The 17,818-nt window shown below is 37.4% G+C and carries 13 protein-coding genes; 4 read left to right on the forward strand and 9 right to left on the reverse strand.

The features are described from left to right. Nucleotides 1-444: 444 nt before the first annotated feature. The 3 genes from ABWH96_RS19000 to ABWH96_RS19010 all read right to left on the reverse strand — a co-directional run bounded on the left by ABWH96_RS19000 (nucleotide 445) and on the right by ABWH96_RS19010 (nucleotide 2,645). Complete coding sequence (locus ABWH96_RS19000) at nucleotides 445-1,254, reverse strand: Cof-type HAD-IIB family hydrolase (protein WP_375579079.1); 810 nt, start codon at nucleotides 1,252-1,254, stop codon at nucleotides 445-447. Between the two features lie 68 nt (nucleotides 1,255-1,322). Next, the gene (locus ABWH96_RS19005) at nucleotides 1,323-1,613 is read right to left on the reverse strand and encodes an SEC-C metal-binding domain-containing protein (RefSeq protein WP_375579080.1); all 291 of its coding nucleotides are present in this window, start codon (nucleotides 1,611-1,613) and stop codon (nucleotides 1,323-1,325) included. Nucleotides 1,614-1,703: 90 nt separating this feature from the next. Beyond that, nucleotides 1,704-2,645, reverse strand: a complete 942-nt coding sequence (locus tag ABWH96_RS19010) for a LysR substrate-binding domain-containing protein (RefSeq protein WP_375579081.1) — start codon at nucleotides 2,643-2,645, stop codon at nucleotides 1,704-1,706. A 133-nt stretch (nucleotides 2,646-2,778) separates the two neighbouring features. On the opposite strand from ABWH96_RS19010, the gene ABWH96_RS19015 reads away from it, so the two are divergent. From ABWH96_RS19015 to ABWH96_RS19030, 4 genes are all read left to right on the forward strand, one after another. Further along, nucleotides 2,779-3,828 carry a Fe(3+) ABC transporter substrate-binding protein gene (locus ABWH96_RS19015; RefSeq protein WP_375579082.1) on the forward strand — a complete coding sequence of 350 codons (1,050 nt, stop codon included), beginning with the start codon at nucleotides 2,779-2,781 and terminating at the stop codon, nucleotides 3,826-3,828. Nucleotides 3,829-3,831: 3 nt separating this feature from the next. Continuing rightward, the gene (locus tag ABWH96_RS19020; protein ID WP_375579083.1) at nucleotides 3,832-5,499 is read left to right on the forward strand and encodes an ABC transporter permease; all 1,668 of its coding nucleotides are present in this window, start codon (nucleotides 3,832-3,834) and stop codon (nucleotides 5,497-5,499) included. Then, nucleotides 5,480-6,547, forward strand: coding sequence for an ABC transporter ATP-binding protein (locus tag ABWH96_RS19025; RefSeq protein WP_375579084.1), 1,068 nt, complete (start codon nucleotides 5,480-5,482; stop codon nucleotides 6,545-6,547). Before ABWH96_RS19020 ends, ABWH96_RS19025 begins: the two co-directional genes overlap by 20 nt. A 233-nt stretch (nucleotides 6,548-6,780) precedes the next feature. Next, nucleotides 6,781-7,626, forward strand: a complete 846-nt coding sequence (locus tag ABWH96_RS19030) for a DUF4197 domain-containing protein (RefSeq protein WP_375579085.1) — start codon at nucleotides 6,781-6,783, stop codon at nucleotides 7,624-7,626. Between the two features lie 674 nt (nucleotides 7,627-8,300). Here ABWH96_RS19030 and ABWH96_RS19035 read toward each other — a convergent pair. The 6 genes from ABWH96_RS19035 to ABWH96_RS19060 form a co-directional block, all read right to left on the reverse strand. Next, nucleotides 8,301-9,467 (reverse strand): MFS transporter, encoded by a 1,167-nt coding sequence (locus ABWH96_RS19035; RefSeq protein WP_375579086.1) that lies wholly within the window; start codon nucleotides 9,465-9,467, stop codon nucleotides 8,301-8,303. A gap of 349 nt (nucleotides 9,468-9,816) precedes the next feature. Continuing rightward, nucleotides 9,817-10,200, reverse strand: coding sequence for a transposase (locus tag ABWH96_RS19040; protein ID WP_375579087.1), 384 nt, complete (start codon nucleotides 10,198-10,200; stop codon nucleotides 9,817-9,819). Between the two features lie 798 nt (nucleotides 10,201-10,998). Further along, nucleotides 10,999-11,913 (reverse strand): hypothetical protein, encoded by a 915-nt coding sequence (locus tag ABWH96_RS19045; protein ID WP_375579088.1) that lies wholly within the window; start codon nucleotides 11,911-11,913, stop codon nucleotides 10,999-11,001. Between the two features lie 134 nt (nucleotides 11,914-12,047). Next, a complete protein-coding gene (locus ABWH96_RS19050) occupies nucleotides 12,048-13,010 on the reverse strand; it encodes a hypothetical protein (protein ID WP_375579089.1) in 963 nt (320 codons plus the stop codon). Nucleotides 13,011-13,012: 2 nt separating this feature from the next. Next, entirely contained in the window at nucleotides 13,013-16,012 is a 3,000-nt protein-coding gene (locus tag ABWH96_RS19055; RefSeq protein WP_375579090.1) for a hypothetical protein, read from the reverse strand. Between the two features lie 2 nt (nucleotides 16,013-16,014). Next, entirely contained in the window at nucleotides 16,015-17,088 is a 1,074-nt protein-coding gene (locus ABWH96_RS19060; protein WP_375579091.1) for a hypothetical protein, read from the reverse strand. Nucleotides 17,089-17,818: the final 730 nt, after the last annotated feature.

Genomic DNA, 17,818 nt, shown 5'->3' on the forward strand with positions numbered 1-17,818 from the left:
TATTTCTCTAGGGTTGCGGCAACGCCATCTTCTTTGTCTGGCAGTGTAGTTTGATCTGCTTATTCTATGTATTAGGATGTCATAAAGTGCAGATTCAAGAAAAAAAGAGTAAATCTCTGCATGCAAATCCTTTTATACTTTTTCCATTGATGAAAAAGTATATCAGCCAGAGGCTGACCAGCTATTGGCTGGCAAAAAATCTAGGTAAAATGATGCTAATACCCGCAAGAGCCACCGCTGGCTCGCCATTTTACCCTCCCACCCGCTTTTTCGCTTAAGGCGAAAGTGGGGGAGTTAGCCTTTAATAAACTAAACAAAAAAATTAGACTTATTTAACCCTTATTTGAGTTCGTATAAAATATTTTTAATCAACTTTAGTGAAAAACCAATATTTTAATTAAATAGATGAACCAGCAAGAAAAGTAGCGGTAAACACGCTAATTCCTAACCAAAATATTTCTCCAGGGTTGCGGCAACCCCATCTTCTTTGCCAGGTAGCGTAATTTCATCCGCCACATTTTTCACTTCGTCTTTCGCATTTCCGACTGCTACTCCACAGCCAACTGCCTGCAACATTTCTATATCGTTGTAATTATCACCAAAAGCTATGACTTCTTTTATATCAATTTTGAGTTCTGTCTGAAGAAGTTGAGATAAAGCACTTGCTTTGGAAATTTGCAATGGTGCTATTTCTAAATATGTATCTTTAGAGCGGTAAAGATGTAAAGGCGCATCCATAGAGTACAATTCCGCTACCAAATTATCAATTAATTTAGGTTCGCCCATGCACATAATTTTATGCGCTCCCTTTTCTTGGGCTTTCCAACTATCCATTAAATCTAAGTTAGGTAAAATGGCCGCTTTCACTTTAGTATTATTGATTTCCCTCAGCGTCCATTGATCTTCAGAGGGTGCATACCAGTCATCATCTAAATAAAAGCCAGCATGTAGATTTTCGTTATGACTCCATTTGGCAATAAATTCACATAAGGCAAAAGGTATTGTTACAGAATCTAATACTTTGATGCTGTCATTTTGCGAAATTATATAGCCTCCATTATAACAAATCAAAGGTTGATTCATTATGTCCAAAGACTCCTGCAAATGACGCATAGCAGCAGGCATTCTGCTTGAAGCCAAAACCACAGCAACATCATTTTTAAGACTTTTAATGATATCAATAGTCCTTTTCGATAATTCTCTTTCCGGATTTAATAGGGTTCCGTCAATATCTGTGCAAATTGCTTTGAACATATTCGTGCGCTAAAATTTTTCAAAAGCAAAACTAGTATTTTTGAATCGGTTCAAAACAATCCACTAAATTATTTATCATGCCAATGCCCATGCTCCGATGACCAAACTTTACCGGGAGGTGCTTCGCCTGGAGGCTGAGCAACTGGTCCGCTATTTGAATTCCTGTTTTGTGATGGACTTTGTTGCGCATTATAATAAACCGAAAAACCTGCAATGGCTACAATAACCACCATAATGGCAATGTACATAAGGTTTTTATTACTGTTGACACCAGAAGACTCATTGCCCATATGGCAATTCTTATATTTTTTTCCGCTACCGCAATGGCATGGTTCGTTTCTACCTAATTCTTTCTTCATTTGAACTACTGTTTTTTCGGAACTTAATTTACAAAAAATTTAGATATGAAGTAGATTATTATTTTCAATGAGCTACTTTATTACCAAATTTCACCTCCAATTAATAACCTGAATTTCATTTTCTTCGCGTTGCTTCATGTGTTCAGGAAGATGGTCGACTATTTCCTTTTGCAATGCTTCTATTATTCTTCTTTTCAAAAAATCTCTTTTCATCACAAGACTTACTTCTCTAAAAGGAGTTGGTTTTTTAAAGATTCTAAGTTTTTTACTGTCGTTTGGAGATAAATCCAATGTAGCTAATTCAGGTAAAAGCGTTACGCCTCCTTGCTTATCCACCATTCTTTTCAAAGCTTCCAAAGAACCGCTTTGATAATTTAAAATATTATCGAAATTTCGATTTTGGCATATATTCAAAACCTGCTCACGAAAACAATGGCCTTCATTTAATAACCACAATTCATTGTTTTCTAAATCCTTTCCTGAAATAGGTTTTTCTGGCGGTTCTAAATCGGTATTGTGGGCATAACCCAAAAATTTCTCATAATAAATGGGGATTTCCCTAAAGGAACTATCATTTAATGGACCGACTACTATTCCCACATCTATGGCTTCCGATTTTATTTTCGCTAAGGTATCTTCGGTTAATGATTCTTGCACCTGAATATGAATGGAAGGATATTTATTCATGAAACTTTTGGCAAATAATGGCAAAAGATATGGGGCGATGGTTGGAATAACACCTATTTTTAAAGTACCTGAAACCTCCAGTTTTTGATCTTCAATGATCTCCTCCATTTTCTTAGCCTCGTTTACCACTTTACGAGCTTGCTCCAAAATTAAAGACCCTAATTCAGTTGGAACCACTGGTTGCCTGCTCCTATCAAAAATCTTTACCCCTAAGTTATCCTCCAATTTATTGATTTGCATACTTAGGGTAGGCTGGGTAATAAAGCAATTATCTGCAGCTTTCCCAAAGTGGCGATAGGTATCCAATGCAATGATATATTCGAGTTGAGAAATAGTAGCCTTCATGTATTTGGAAGATTTTTATAAAAAATGTTTATGCTCGCAATTTAAAGAATTGAACCAAAATAATAGCTTTATTATTTAGAATTAATCCAATTATGATTAAATTTGCCTTCGAAATTTAAAAAACACAAATAAAATGAGAAATATTATTTTAGCACTTTTAGCAATAAGCATGCTTTGGGCCTGTGGTCAAGGCTCTTCTAATCAAGAAGGAGAATCAGAAAAAGACGAAAGCAAGGAAGTAAATGTCTATACGCACAGGCATTACGAATCTGACCAACAACTTTTCAAAGACTTTGAAAAGAAAACAGGCATTAAAGTGAATGTTGTTAGTGCTAATGCAGATGAGTTGATTCAAAAAATGACTTTAGAAGGAGAAAATTCTCCTGCTGATGTATTGATCACTGTAGATGCAGGTAGATTGCATAGAGCAAAAGAAGCTGATCTTTTACAATCAGTGGAATCTGAAACCTTAAACAATACAATCTCTTCAAATTTAAGAGATGTGGATAATCAATGGTTTGGATTGACTATCAGAGGACGAGTAATCGTTTATAATCCCGAAAAAATAAGTGCAGATAAGATTTCAACTTATGAGTCTTTGGCAAATCCTGATATCGATGGAAGATTATTAATTCGTTCTTCTTCTAATGTTTACAATCAATCCTTGATGGCTTCTATCATTGCACATAATGGAGAAGAAGCTGCTTCAGCTTGGGCAAATGGAATAGTTGAAAATATGGCGAGAGATCCTAAAGGTGGTGACAGAGATCAAATTAAAGCGGTATATGCTGGAGAAGGAGATGTTGCCGTTTCTAATACCTATTATTTAGGTAAAATGTTAAATTCTTCAAGCGAAGAAGAAGTGAAAGTTGCAGAGGCTGTTAAAATTTTATTCCCTAACCAAGACGGAAGAGGAACACACATCAACGTAAGTGGAGCGGGTGTTGCTAAATATGCACCAAACAAAGAGAATGCAGTTAAATTTATTGAATTCTTAGTTTCTGAGGAAGCGCAAAAAGTATTTGCAGGGGTTAATTATGAGTATCCGGTAAATGAAAAAGTAGAATGGGCTCCAACATTAAAAGAATGGGGAGATTTCAAAAGAGATACATTAAACCTTTCAGTTTTAGGAGAAAATAATGATGAAGCAGTAAAAATATTTGACAGAGCGGGTTGGAAATAATTTGTGAGTAAGCTAAAGTCAATTTTAAAATTTAAAAAGTATGCCAATGGTTGGTCCTTTGCATTGATTGCATTGGTGCTGATTATTGGCTTACCTATTTATACCCTTTTCTTTAAGCTTTTTGACGAAACTACAGACAGTGTTTGGGGGCATCTAGTAGATACCGTACTGGCTGATTACATTCTCAACTCAATAGGTTTAGTGATAGTCGTAAGTATTCTCACTTTGCTCATGGGCATTTCCGCTGCCTGGATTGTGAGCACAACCAATATTCCATTTAGAAGGCAATTCGAATGGATGTTAATTTTACCTCTTGCGATTCCTACTTATATAGCAGCCTACACCTATGCAGGCATTTTTGATTACACCGGACCGATACAAGTTTTCCTAAGAGATATCGGTTTCTCGGATTTAGTATACATTGACATTATGAATTTCTGGGGAGTAGCCATAGTCATGGCACTTGTATTATTTCCCTATGTTTATGTGGTAGCTCGATCTACCTTTATGAGCCAATCTGCTACACTTTTAGAAGCTTCACGAATTTTAGGTAGTTCTTCATGGAGAACCTTTTTTAAAATTGCACTGCCCATTAGTCGACCCGCCATCATTGGTGGACTTTCATTAGTCATGATGGAAGTTTTGAATGATTATGGCGCAGTAAAATATTACGGCATCAGTACTTTTACCACTGGTATTTTTAGGGCTTGGTTTTCTTTTGGCGATCCAAATTCAGCAATCAATCTATCTGGAATTTTGATGGCTTTCATTTTCATCATGATCATGGCAGAAAGATTACAGAGAGGAAAAGTGAAATTTGATGAAGGTGCCCGGATTGGCAGACAACTTAAGAGATATCAACTAAAAGGCTGGAAAAAGTTTTTCGCCTGGATGGTATGTTTTATTCCTTTATTCTTAGGCTTTATAGCTCCCGTTTTTCAATTAATTCTGTGGTCATTCCAAACCATCAAGAAAATTATTGATTTCGATTTTTTGATTTTGATGGCTAATAGCTTTGGTCTTGCGCTGTTGGCAGCTGTTTTATGTGTAAGCTTTTCAGTTATCATTTTATTTGCAGTTAAAGTAAATAAAAATAGATTTTTTAGTCTATTAGCAAAATTTGCAGCATTAGGGTATTCCATTCCTGGTGCAGTAATTGCCATTGGAATTATGATTCCGTTGCTAGGCTTGGATAAATTCTTGATCAGCACTTGGCAAGATAGTTTCAATATGAAAATAGGATTAATTTTTAGCGGAACCATCTTTGCACTCACTTTTGCTTATGTAGTCCGTTTTTTAACAGTTTCATTAAACCCCATTGAAGCAGCATTCAAGAAAACAGGAGACAGCATAGATGAAGCTTCCTATTCTTTAGGGGCAGGCTCATTCAAAACCCTTTTGAAAGTAAATTTACCTTTAATAAAAAGTGCCTTGATTTCCGGAGGGATTTTAGTTTTTGTAGATATTTTGAAAGAATTACCGCTTACTTTAATTTTACGACCTTTTAATTTTCATACATTAGCAACCAAAGCTTACGAATTGGCGAGTGATGAAATGATTGCCGAATCTGCAACACCTTCGCTTATCATTATCGTTATTGGCACCATACCCATTATTATTTTAAATCGCTTAATGAAAAACACTAAAGCTGATGGAAGTATTATCAATTAAAAATTTACATAAAAGATTTGGTAAAAAGCTTCAGTATGCGGTCAACAATGCAAGCTTGACGGTAAATAAAGGCGAACTTTTGGCATTAGTTGGAGAGAGCGGCAGTGGAAAAACCACTTTATTGAGGTTAGTTGCTGGCTTTGAAGAAGCAGACTCAGGTCAAATATCAATTAATGGCGATAAAGTGGTGGATGATAATTTCAGTATGAAGCCTGAAAAAAGAAAAATCGGAATGGTTTTTCAGGATTACGCATTATTTCCACATTTAACCGTTGCAGAAAACATAAAATTCGGCTTATCCAAAAGTCAATTTCCTAATTTGAATGATCGGGTAAGAGAGGTTACAGACATGGTGGGCTTAAGCAGTTATGCCAACCGATATCCACATCATTTATCAGGTGGGCAACAGCAAAGAGTAGCCTTAGCTAGGGCATTAGCACCCAATCCAGGTTTGATTTTATTGGATGAGCCTTTCAGTAATTTGGATGCCGTTTTAAAAGACCAAGTTCGGGAGGAAGTTAGGAGTATCATTAAAAAAGCGGGAGCCACTGCATTATTCGTTACGCATGATATGCGGGATGCGCTTTCATCAGCTGATAGAATAGCCATTTTGAAAGATGGAAAAATCCAGCAAGTAGGAACGCCAAGAGAGTTATACGAAACTCCTAAGAACCTTTATGTTGCCAGCTTTTTTGGTAAAATTAATGCTATGAATGCCACTGCAGAAAATGGTACCTACAAACTAAAAGCAGGTGAAATCAAAGGGGCAAAAACCGATAAAACAGGACAGATTTTAATTGCCATTAGACCTGAAAATATTGAAATTCTTACTGAAGAACAGGAAGGGACTTTCCCTGCCAAAGTAGTTTTAGCCCAATATTTTGGAGATCACCAGCAAGTTCATGCTGATATAGGAGCAGAAACTCATGTGGTCATTCACGCCCACGAAAAAATATTATTTGACAAAGAGGACAATATTTTCCTAAGATTCAACCCATCTAAAATTCATGTATTGGATACTTGTTGGTATCCTGGCTTGGTGAGTTAATATTGGATAATAACCAACTTAAAAATAAACCACAATAGATAAGAAAAAAGGACAGCCGTAGGCTGTTTTTAACCACGAAGTTTCTCTAAGGATTTCACAAGGGACACAGAGGGATAGCTATTTAGTAAAATGTAAAAGCTTCTTATTTATTACTTACCATTAAAATTCTAGGATACATTTTAAGATTTTGGCTAAATATTTGTGATATTTATATAATCAAAACAATATTAATTATGAAAAATCTTACCAGACTCAGTTTATTCATTTCTATTCTATTTTTAACATCATGTGACTTCTTAAACGATGCAGTAGAAGAGCAAGAAAACACTATCAATATTGCGGAAGGATTAAAAGAAGCTTTAAAAGTTGGTACAGATACGGCCACTTCCAAATTGGCAGTTGTAGATGGTTATTTGAGTGATGAAGCAGTTAAAATACTCTTACCTGATGAATTGGAAGGTCAAATTGCAGCGCTGAAAGCAGTTGAAATTGATGTATTGACAATAGGTACTATCACCGGAGAACAAATTTACAATACTGGTGTTCCTCTTTTAGGAATTCCTAGTTTAGCAGATAAAGAAGAAGAGTTAATCCTTGGTTTAAACCGAGCTGCTGAAGAAGCTGCCAGTGAAGCCGGTCCGATATTCTTTGATGCTATCCGAGGCATTACCATTGCTGATGCAGAAAGCATATTATACGGTTCTGATACTGCCGCTACAGCTTATTTAATTGATAATACTTATCAATCACTTTTTGACACTTTTGAACCAAAAGTCGATAATGCAGTGAATTCTGTAAGCATTGGCAATCGTACAGTAGATGAAGTATATAGTAACTTTGTTAATGAATTCAATGATATTTTAAACACCTCTGTACAAATAAGTCTATTTGAAAATCCGACATTAGGTTCAATAGCTGGAATTCAAACTATAGAAGAATCAGATATATCAGCTTATGCTACTGGCAGAGGTTTAGATGGACTCTTTTTAAAAGTGCAGGATGAAGAAGCTAATATCAGAAATAACGTAAATGCCAGAGTAACCAGCATTTTAGAAGAGGTTTTTGGCTTATTGGATTAAATCTGTTTTCATCCGTTTTGCTTTGCAATGCTAGTTTACTAGCTGGTGCGAGCTCAATGTCGTTAAGTTAAGCTTTTATTAAGCCTCATCCTTTAATCCTTCTCCTACTGGAGAAGGAAAATTGTCTTAACTTAACGACATTCCGCATGCGCCAACTTTTGAGGGAGGACTGAGGGAAGGTTTTCGCTTAAAGCGAAACCTCTTTTGTTTTCTTCAATTTCTTTTCCCGCAAACTCTTGATAAATACCTCGAAATCTCTAAACCGAATAAAATTTGCTCGGAGAGGGCGGGCAGGAGGACAAAAGGCGGGCCAGAGATGGCATGTAGCGATGAAGCATCTTTTTGTCTTGATTTTTTCTTTCTTTTTGATCAAGCAAAAAGGAAAAGTAGAAACTACAAAATATAATTTTGGGTATAAATCTCTATTTAATATCTAAAACCTCAGATTTCCTCTAAAACATAGCTTTCTGAGGTTTTAGATATGATAAAAATTCAAAATAAGAGACATTATATTTGTTATAATGAAAATTAGAGTTTCTTTTTAATTTTCAAGAGAACCCTTTCCCGATAAATGCGGAACAGGTTGTGGTAAAAAACCAAGCTGGCAAAGTCTTCCCAATGTGCGAGCTTCCCAGCTCGTACCATTTATTCTACATTTAAAGGATTTCAAAACACTATGTTAGTTTCCTAATGCGCGTTGCAACATTCAAATAAATAAAAGAAATCAAAGCTATTCCAGCACCTGTATAAAAAGTCTTCTCAAAATTTGCTGATGAGTTGCTGTAAACCCAGCCGGATACAAATGCCCCCATACCTATACCTATTTCTAGAAAAATATAAAGCGTTGCCAAGGCCTTTCCTCTTTTATTATCTTCTGCTAAATCAATAGCCCAAGCAAACACAGTTGGTGAATTCATCCCAACTGCAAAACCGAAAATAACTCCTGCCCCCATTAGGCTTATAAATGAATTAGAAAAAGCAATTAAAAGCATAGCGATGCAAAGAATAAAAGAAGAAACTTTCAATACTTTAACTCTCCCTATCTTATCAGAAATTTTTCCTGCTACTATTCTAACCCCTAAAGAGGCCAATACGAATACAGCGAAAAACAATCCTTTATTACTAATACCAAGGTGAGCACTATAATCAGGCATAATCGTTAACACTAATCCAAAAGAAAATACACTTAGAGCCATGTAAATTGCTGGTACTAACACTCTTTTTTCAATGATTTCATTTTTCTTGAGTTTAAGCAAACTAAAATTAAATTGCACTTTGTCTGCTAAAGTCTCATTCATACCAGCCAGAATAACAATACTCATTAAGGCAGTGGCTGCAGAAGCATAAAACACATAATCGATTGGGAAAGTGCTGCCAATATATCCGCCTACAGCATTTCCTGTAGCCGTACCCACACTAATAGCGACTCCAATGATGCCCATAGCCTCTCCCCTTCTGTTAAAAGGTACTATATCAGCTACGTAAGCAGCATTTCCTGTGGGCGTAAAACCAGTTGAAAATCCGTGAAGAAGGCGAAGCGCAAAAAAGGCAATCACACCCGTTACAAATGGATAGGCAAGTCCAGCTGCAAAACATACGACAGCTCCAAAAATCATTACAGGTAGCCTACCAATTTTATCTGCAAGTTTTCCGCTAAAGGGTCTTGATATACCTGCTGTTATGGTGAATAGGGCAATAATTAATCCTTTATATTCTCCTCCACCCAAACTCGTAAGGTAATCAGGTAGCATGGGAATTATCATATTGAAACTGGCGAAAAATAAAAAAGCACTAAATGAAAGTGCTATAAAGGGGCGGTTAATCAAACGCTCTTGCTTCATGATGCGAATTAAAGCAAATTAGAATTATAATGCATCTTCTTTAATTGATTAGTAAAATTAAAAAAGGAGAATATGGTACTCTTCATAAGAAATGAGTTAAACCGTTAAAACGGTTTGGGATTAGTGCGTTTTCCTTTGAGCCACGGTTAAAACCGTGGCTTATGGATGTTGCCAACCTATGGTTTTAACCCATGATTATGGATTGATTTACGGCTCGTCCCATATTCTAAACCCAAGGTTTAACCCGTAATTTATGAATGTAGCCAACTGTGAGAATGAGCCATAGCCTACGAATTCATTCGTGGACTATGATACACCACCCATGTTATCTAAATGGATTTATCCATTTTTATGCATCATCCCCCTCAAAACCGTACAGTTTTAAAAAGGTCTCATATTCTTCCTGAAATGATTTTTTCCGGTGATGTTGTTTTTGATTCTTAATGTATTGAAAAACCTTTTCAATTGCAGATTCGGAAACGGAATATGCAGCATACCCTGTCTGCCAACCGAATTTATCTGGAATCAAATCATTTTGATTGATAAAATACGAACTGCTGCCTTTAATTTGTTTAAGTACTTCCATTATAGATCTTTGAGGACTTAATAAAAACAAACAATGGATATGGTCAGGCATCCCATTAATAATTCTTACAGGACATCCTAGTTCTACTAATTCATTTCTGAGGTGTTGATGTACTTTTTGCTCAATCGATGGATGTATCAATGGCATTCAATTCTTGGTTGCCCAAATCGCATGTATCCAAATTTTATTAAATGAATGCGGCATAATCGGTTTTGGTTTTTATACAATGGTTCTTAATTATACTCAATTTTATAAATCTTTGCTTGACAGCAAAAACTAAATTGTAAAAATGGTTTTAAAAACCATAATGATTTAAACCGTTAAAACGGTTTGTACTCATTCATCCTCCTTTCCGCCACGGTTGAAACCGTGGCTTATGGTTCCCAATGGATGAAAAGAGCCATAGCCAACGAATTTATTCGTGGGCTATGAGATACTCCCATGTTGACAAAATGGATTTATCCATTTCCATTTGATATCTATTCAATCTGGCTCATGAGTTAAACCGTTGAAACGGTTTGGGATTCATTCGTCTTTCCTTGAACCACGGTTAAAACCGTGGCTTATAGGTGTCGCCAACGGATGAAAAGAGCTATAGCCAACGAATTCATTCGTGGGCTAAATTTTTTCTCATTAGGGAAAGCAATAAAATAAAGCGCATCAAGTACAATGGTTCTCATAAGTTTTGGTTAAGCCCCCCGTTTAGACCAGGGTGTAAAAAACAAATTAAATACTAAAGTTGTGATTATTTGGGGAGATTTGCAATAGGTGGGGATGGGGAAGTTGGAATCTTCATAGCGTTGCTATTGGTTTTGAGAAAGGCAGAAGTATATTTAAAAAAAGTATTCCCACTATGCATGGCTGGAACGGTGACTCTTAATCAGCTTTTGTTTTATAGAAACCCGCAAGGTTTTCGAAAACCTTGCGGGTTTGGGGAGTAATTCTCTAATAAGTGTCTTTTACCAATTGATAATCAGGATTTTGGATTAACCACTCCCTAAGCGTTACCAAAGCAGTTTCATAATCATCCACTTCAAGTTCACCATATTCATCTGTGGGTAGTGGGAAGTTCTCAATAGCGGGTGCTACATATTCCATGATGCGGTAGCCACATAATATGTTCGCATTGCTATCTGGGTTGGCAGAGCTACAATCGGCTTCATCACTGAAAATAAGTTCTTCCAAAAAATCAAAGATTTCTATTGAACGGGTATAAACCAACACAGGCACTATATCATAGACAAATGCATCATTGATTTGAGCATTCTGTATTTTATTGAGCACTGTAGTGGTTGCTTGCTCATCTCCTCTTCTTGCTAAGGCTAAATTTAAATTAAAGCTTTCCCAACCATCTGTTACTTGAAGTTGAACTTGTTGTAAAGCTTCAACAGCTGCTTCATTAGGCATATAACCGACCAAGCGTACATATTGGGCTAAGTGCGGCATATCTGCTTTGAGCCTGTTGATAATTTTTAATTGTTGGTTAAAGTTGAAATCAGTATTTTGAAAACCAGCTAGTGCATTGATGGCTTTCACCATGATACCTGCATCCTTACCATCTAATGCTTTAATTTGCTGGTTGATTGCTTGTTGCCTTATCGCAATTTCAAGATGGTTCTGACCTATACGCTTGCTAATATTATATGCTCTGGTTCTTATCACTTCATTTGAATCATTTTGATAGGTCACCAAAGCGGTTAAAAGCTCATTAGCTTGTGCTTCTTCATTTAAAATGCTCTGTGGTACGGGGGCATAGCTTCCAGCCTGAACCTCTGAAAAGTAGGTTTGGAGGAGTGCAGTATTATCTTGTGCATAGATATTTATTGGGATGATGATAAAGAATAAGAATTTCAATTTCATAAAATTATCATGTTATTTTTTTAATTATATAAATTAAAATGGAGTCTAATTTCTTTAGCCCAGAAGTGAAGTTGATTTTAAAAACCTACAAAATAGATTGGGTTTCAAAATGCTTACTAAATAACGCATGTCACTTAATTATCTTTAGGTAAAATAGTTTTTGGTTGTGTATCTGAGCCTTCATGAGGCTTCAAGTAATCATTTTCATTTTGCATGTATTCAACATATTCTTTGATATAATTTTTTAAATGTGCAGCTAATTCATTGTTACAATATTCGCTTTCATATTTCAAATTTTCCTCAGGGTTTTTGCTGTTTTTTGGAACAAACGAATCCCCTTTATAAGACGAAATGCAGTTATTCTTGAAAAAATAATACTTTTGAACCTCTACTCGACTTAAAGAATCATCATCATTTAAGGTGGTAGGGTCTCCATTGAAATCTTCACCAAAAAATAATTGTTCCACATATTGTAGATCACCTCGCCAAACATAAAAAACAGTTTTCTGGTATTGAATGGAAAATGGCCAATCATATTCTTTTCCTGGATTTATATTTTTTCCTGTTTCTAAAACTATCTTCTGTATAGAGTCATTCTTATCAAGGAAATATGTGCGCCTACTGTTATTTGTAAATCCATTTAATCTAAATGTTTCATCTCCCTCGTAGGTATAATCTAGATTGTGATAATTTTCATGTCTCAGCTCTCGTGTTTTAAGATTTGAGTAGAATTGGTACTCAAATCTATTGATGATATCAACATATGAATTAGGAAAAATTTTCCTTTTATACTTATCAGATTGAGATTCAATATCAAAAACACGTTTGTTTATTATACTTTCTAATGAGTCACTATTGACATTCTTAATAATTTTAAAACCATACTGGTCTTTGTCTGACCACTGGATTGTAGGTCTGGGGGGTATAGGTTCCTGACCTCTCATTTTTCGAACTACATTTCCTAATTCGCGTGATGACATGTCATTTAGTTGCTGTTCACTGTATATCATAAGCAATGAATCTCTTAAGCTTTTTTGTGAAAAGGAAATATTCACACTAATCAAAATGAAAAATATGGTCAAAAATAATTTCAACATAATTATGGTTTTTTTAAATATTCTACAGTCTTACTTTCACTAATTTCAAAATGCATGTAATCGATATTGCTACCGTTCCAGTCCATCCCCCCCCACTTAATATCAGATTGTCCTCTAAATACGTTAATTAAATCTAAAGGAACATTGCAAAATCCCTCCTCAAAAAGTTTATTTCCAAAATTTTCCTTCACAGGTGCATCATCCCACTTTTTAAGTTCTAAAGCAAAGTTATCAAAACTATTTTCATAATCTGAATTGACTATATCAAACAACGCTCCATATTCTTTAGACAATTGAGTTACAGCAATATCCTTAAATTCATCAAGATTAATATCAGAAAACACTTTCCTCATTAATGAATCAGACACTTGCTCATTATACAAGGGCGATAACATATTATAAAGTTGCTGAATCTTAACCTTTAAATAACTAATTTCAACTCTACCTTCTTCCGAAAAAACTACAGCTTCTAGTGGGGTAAACTCACCAGTCTTTTCATTTAAAAATGAGTTGAGTTTTTCAACTCTACTCAAATAGACAGGCAGATTCTCAAAAAAACCTGACTCCACTGCCACCTTCTCATCAAACAATTCATTATATATTGTATTATTAGTTAAATCTTTAAAATTATAAGCGTTTTCCGAGCTATTATAAGAATCAATACTTCCGTATAATGAAACAAACCTGTCAAATGTCATCTTTTGATTACCAAATTCACTAAGAAACTTGCGATTGGCTGTGGTGATCTTAGTCGGTGTCCTAGATTCATGATCTGCCAAATCAAGGTCTGTGACCTGCTTTATTAGAATTATCATTTCTTTTTCCCCTTTACCTGACGTGTAGGGTTGGAGAAACAAGTTTGCTTTAGGGTATATATCAACTACTGTTCCAAAGCTGTGCATGCTTAGTCCGTTCCCACCTTTTTTAAAACGGATCCCTATTCCTAAAGTATATGTGCATGTTTCGGCAATTTCAGCCATTCTTGCCTCTCCTAGTTTCTCTTTTACATATTCTAATTTAGGAGCAAAAGACTTAAGAACTTTAAATTTTGACTGTAGAAACTCAACCTCAACAGTATTATCAGAAAGGTATTGAAGAGGATTATCGACACTATTCAAGAATGTACCAACTCCAAACCCTGTATTACCAAGCTCATCAATAAATTTTTCGTATGCAGGAAAACTACTTCCTACTAGTTTCTGAGCTTCCTCATCAACTTCTTCCCAATCTTCCCAAGCAGGGTCAACTTCTATACTTTTATCAATGACAAGATCCACAAAAGTTGTATATGAATTATCATTTGCAGTTTTTAAAACTGTTGTACCTGGTGTGTTCTCTCTACTAATATGGGCATCAGTAAAATCAACCTCATCAAATTCTGAATTTACTATACCAATTAAAAATTTAAAGTCAGAATCATTTACACTATTTAAAACAACAGAATTATCAAACAATTCTCCATCCCATTCAATCTTCTTTTCTTGGTTAAGACTCTTCGTCTTTGTAAATAACACATCATTATTTTCATTAGTGAGAATAATGATCAAACTAAAATCATTTATGTTTTTAGAGTCCCAATTAGTTGTATTAATATAATTCTCCCAATTTTTAATGTTAAAATTAATTTTAATATCATTTTCACCCAATAAAAAATTAGAACTTGAAAGTATCTCCAAGACATTATTAGAAACAAACTCTCCATCCATCGCACCCTCCTCATCATCCTCAAAAAGCGTATTGACATTTTCAGGATCGTGCACCAAATCCCATTGGTGTTTATAGAGTTTAGTGCCGTCACTATAGTCCATCAGGTTATTGGTACTCCCTTGACTGGCAATATAGCCTTCATTACTGAATGTATGGCGCAACCTAAAGGCCCCGTGCCCCAGTTCATGCGCTATGGTTTTGGTGAGGTCATTGGTGTTGTCACTGAAAACGAACCCATATTGCCTCTTAAACGGCATATAACCTGATTTACTTGAGCCTGTCCCCGACATCAGGAATACATAATAGGCATCTCTATCAATATTGTTATTACGCCTATACTCTCGTTTAAAATCATTCATGGCCGAGGAATAAGCGGAAAGCATGCCGCTCCCTTCATCATCCAAGCCCGCCAATGACATTTCACTGGTGTAGTTATTGGCCATTACTACCTCCCACTCTGCCACTGCTTGCCCGTAAATGCGGTTTAATTCGTTTGAAAGTGTGGAAGCCGTTGGGGTAGAAATACCATTGACCGGTACTACGACCACTTTTTGTGAAAGCTTGTCATAGCTTTTCACTTTTAATTTCCCCACGGGAACTTCCTCTTCTACGGTCTCTCCCTCATCATTGGTTGATTCTTGAAGAACATAGGCGACTACCTCTTCCTCCTCCAATGCTGTTTGTACAGTTACTTGTTTCTCGTTGTTTGCCGAACCTGGCCCTGTGCCCAAATTGCCGGCCATATTTTTAAACCTGATAACTTCAGGAAATTCATTCTCTCCCGTTTCCGTTGCCATAACAACATCGGTAGTGCCCCTTTTCAATGACTTCCAGGCCAGCCAATATTCTTCTCCATTGAGCTGTGTTTGCTCATAACTTCCTGCAAGTGCATCATGCTGTTTAAAATCAAACCCGTATAATTGGTCAGGGTGAGTTTTAAATTCTACTATGTAATTGATTTCATCATCTTGTGGTAATGCATCAGGATTAGATGGGTTTGAATTATGAGGCCCGCTCACATTCCCTCCATCATCCACTATATAGGTATTCCCTTCATCGTCCTCTATCACGATATCCCCGTCCTCGTTCTCATCGGCTGTCTCGGGGTCTATCTCTGTTTCATTGCCATCTGAATCTATCACGGTGATGGTGCCATCCTCCTCATCCACTATCACATCTTCTATCTCTCCTTCTATGTCGATGTCGGGTTCGGGAAGCTCGTCAAAGCTGTCCTCTTCCCCTTCTTCCTGTTCGCCCGTTCCCTCTTCGCTCAGGTCGGGCTCGTCTTGATCCAATCCTATAATAAAGGGCCGTTGGGGTTGTAGATGCTCTCCACATTGCCGCCTATCAACTGCTTGTCGGTATTGACGGTGATGTTCAGCAGTTCGGCCTCCACTCTGGCCCCGTTGAACAAGGGCACTTCTATCAAGCCCCTGCCCGTATAGGTATCGCCCGTTTGGTTGAGCTGGGTGAGGATGACGGTAAAGCCTGCCGCTGTGATGCGGTCGCCTATCTGCAATTGTGCAATCGGTTCTTGGTTCGTGATTTCAGGTCGGTTGGGCTCTGCCCCACAGTCGAAGTCCTGTATTTCCTGTTCGAGGGTTCTGAGGGTCAGCACATTTTCCGATTCCCCCTCGATGGCGCCACAGCTTGGGATTACCCTGATCTCATATTCAGTATCGGCCTTTAAATCATAGACCACCTGTGTTTCCAGGTTGGTGCCGTAGTTGAACCAGTCCTCTTCGCCTTTTTCCCTGATCTGTGCCACATAGCGGTTGTGGTTCCATTCGCCCTGCCATGTAATGCGGATTCTGTCAGTACCCATAGCCTCAGCTCCAAGGTTGGTGATGGGCTGGCAGGCATCCCCGTATTGAAAGGATTTCACCTCACTCTTGCCCTGGTTCTTGAACAGGTCACGGCCTGTCAGGTTGATGGCCTGCACCTGCCAGGCATAGCTTCTGCCGGGGATCAGCATCGCATCGTTCAGGCCATAGAAATAGCTGGTGGTCATGATTGTGGTCTCGAACAAAGGCTGAGTGGTCCTGGCCACTTCATTGGGGTCTCGTCCCTCCGGCCAGATCTCCCAAAGGCGGAAGATATATTCGGTCTCAAAGGCACTGTTGGGGGAGGAGGTGTGCCGTGGCGTCCACTGAAATTGTATTTGTTGCGGGTCTTGCAGTCTGAGTTTCTCTTCAAAAGGCAAATTCAACAATGGCGGGTCGTTGAGCACCAGCCAGGCCATGGATGAGCCCGTATTACTGACTTTATTATTTCTGTTGTAATCCAGTACTTCTATCTTAAAGTAATAAAATCCCTCTGGCAGTTTTTGGGTGGAGGCCAGTTTGTTGCGGTTGATGCCGCTTACTTCCATGTTTTGGATATTGAGGTAGCTTGTTAAGTCTGTAGCATCCACTTGATAGGGCAATCCGGGCTCCAATCTAATGCGCGGGACTGTAACCTTGTCTGGTTCTTAATCTTATGCCTGCTCCCTCTATGGTGATCCGAAGTTTTGCTTGGTAATCTGTTTGGGTAAAGTCACGCAATAGCAATTGGATGTTCCATTTGTTTTGGCCGGCATCGCTATAGTCCGACAGGTAAAGGCTATAAGGCGGTAGCAGGTTGGAGGTGACCTGTACGGGGTTGGCCGAAACTTGGGCATGAGCTGTTGTTGGGGTATAAAAGCTTAGAACAGTTAGAAGAAAAATTACTAATAATTTGTAGTTAGGGCTTCGAAGTCCATTAAAGCACGAGCTAGAAGCTCGCGCTAGCTTTTGGGTGGTGGAGGTGGAAGCTTGCGCTTGCTTTTCAGTAGATTTTTTTGCTAACGAGCTTACTGAGCACACGCGACAAACAGAGCTGGTGCGAGCTTCCCAGCTCGTACCAATTTGCATAATTGGAATGAAAAAGATTCTAGCTAGTACCCAATTTCTAAAGCCAAAAGCTATCTTGTTTTCTACTATTCTGTATAAATTTTTCAAATTAATACCATTTATTATCTAATATTTTACTTTGAGCTGGAACTTGGTACAACACCAGCACGAGCTTGGAAGCTCGCGCTAGCACTGCAACTGCTAGCACTGCAACTCCTGACCTGCTGGTGC

This window comes from Marivirga tractuosa (genome assembly GCF_042140215.1).
GTDB classification, from domain to species: Bacteria; Bacteroidota; Bacteroidia; order Cytophagales; family Cyclobacteriaceae; genus Marivirga; species Marivirga tractuosa_A.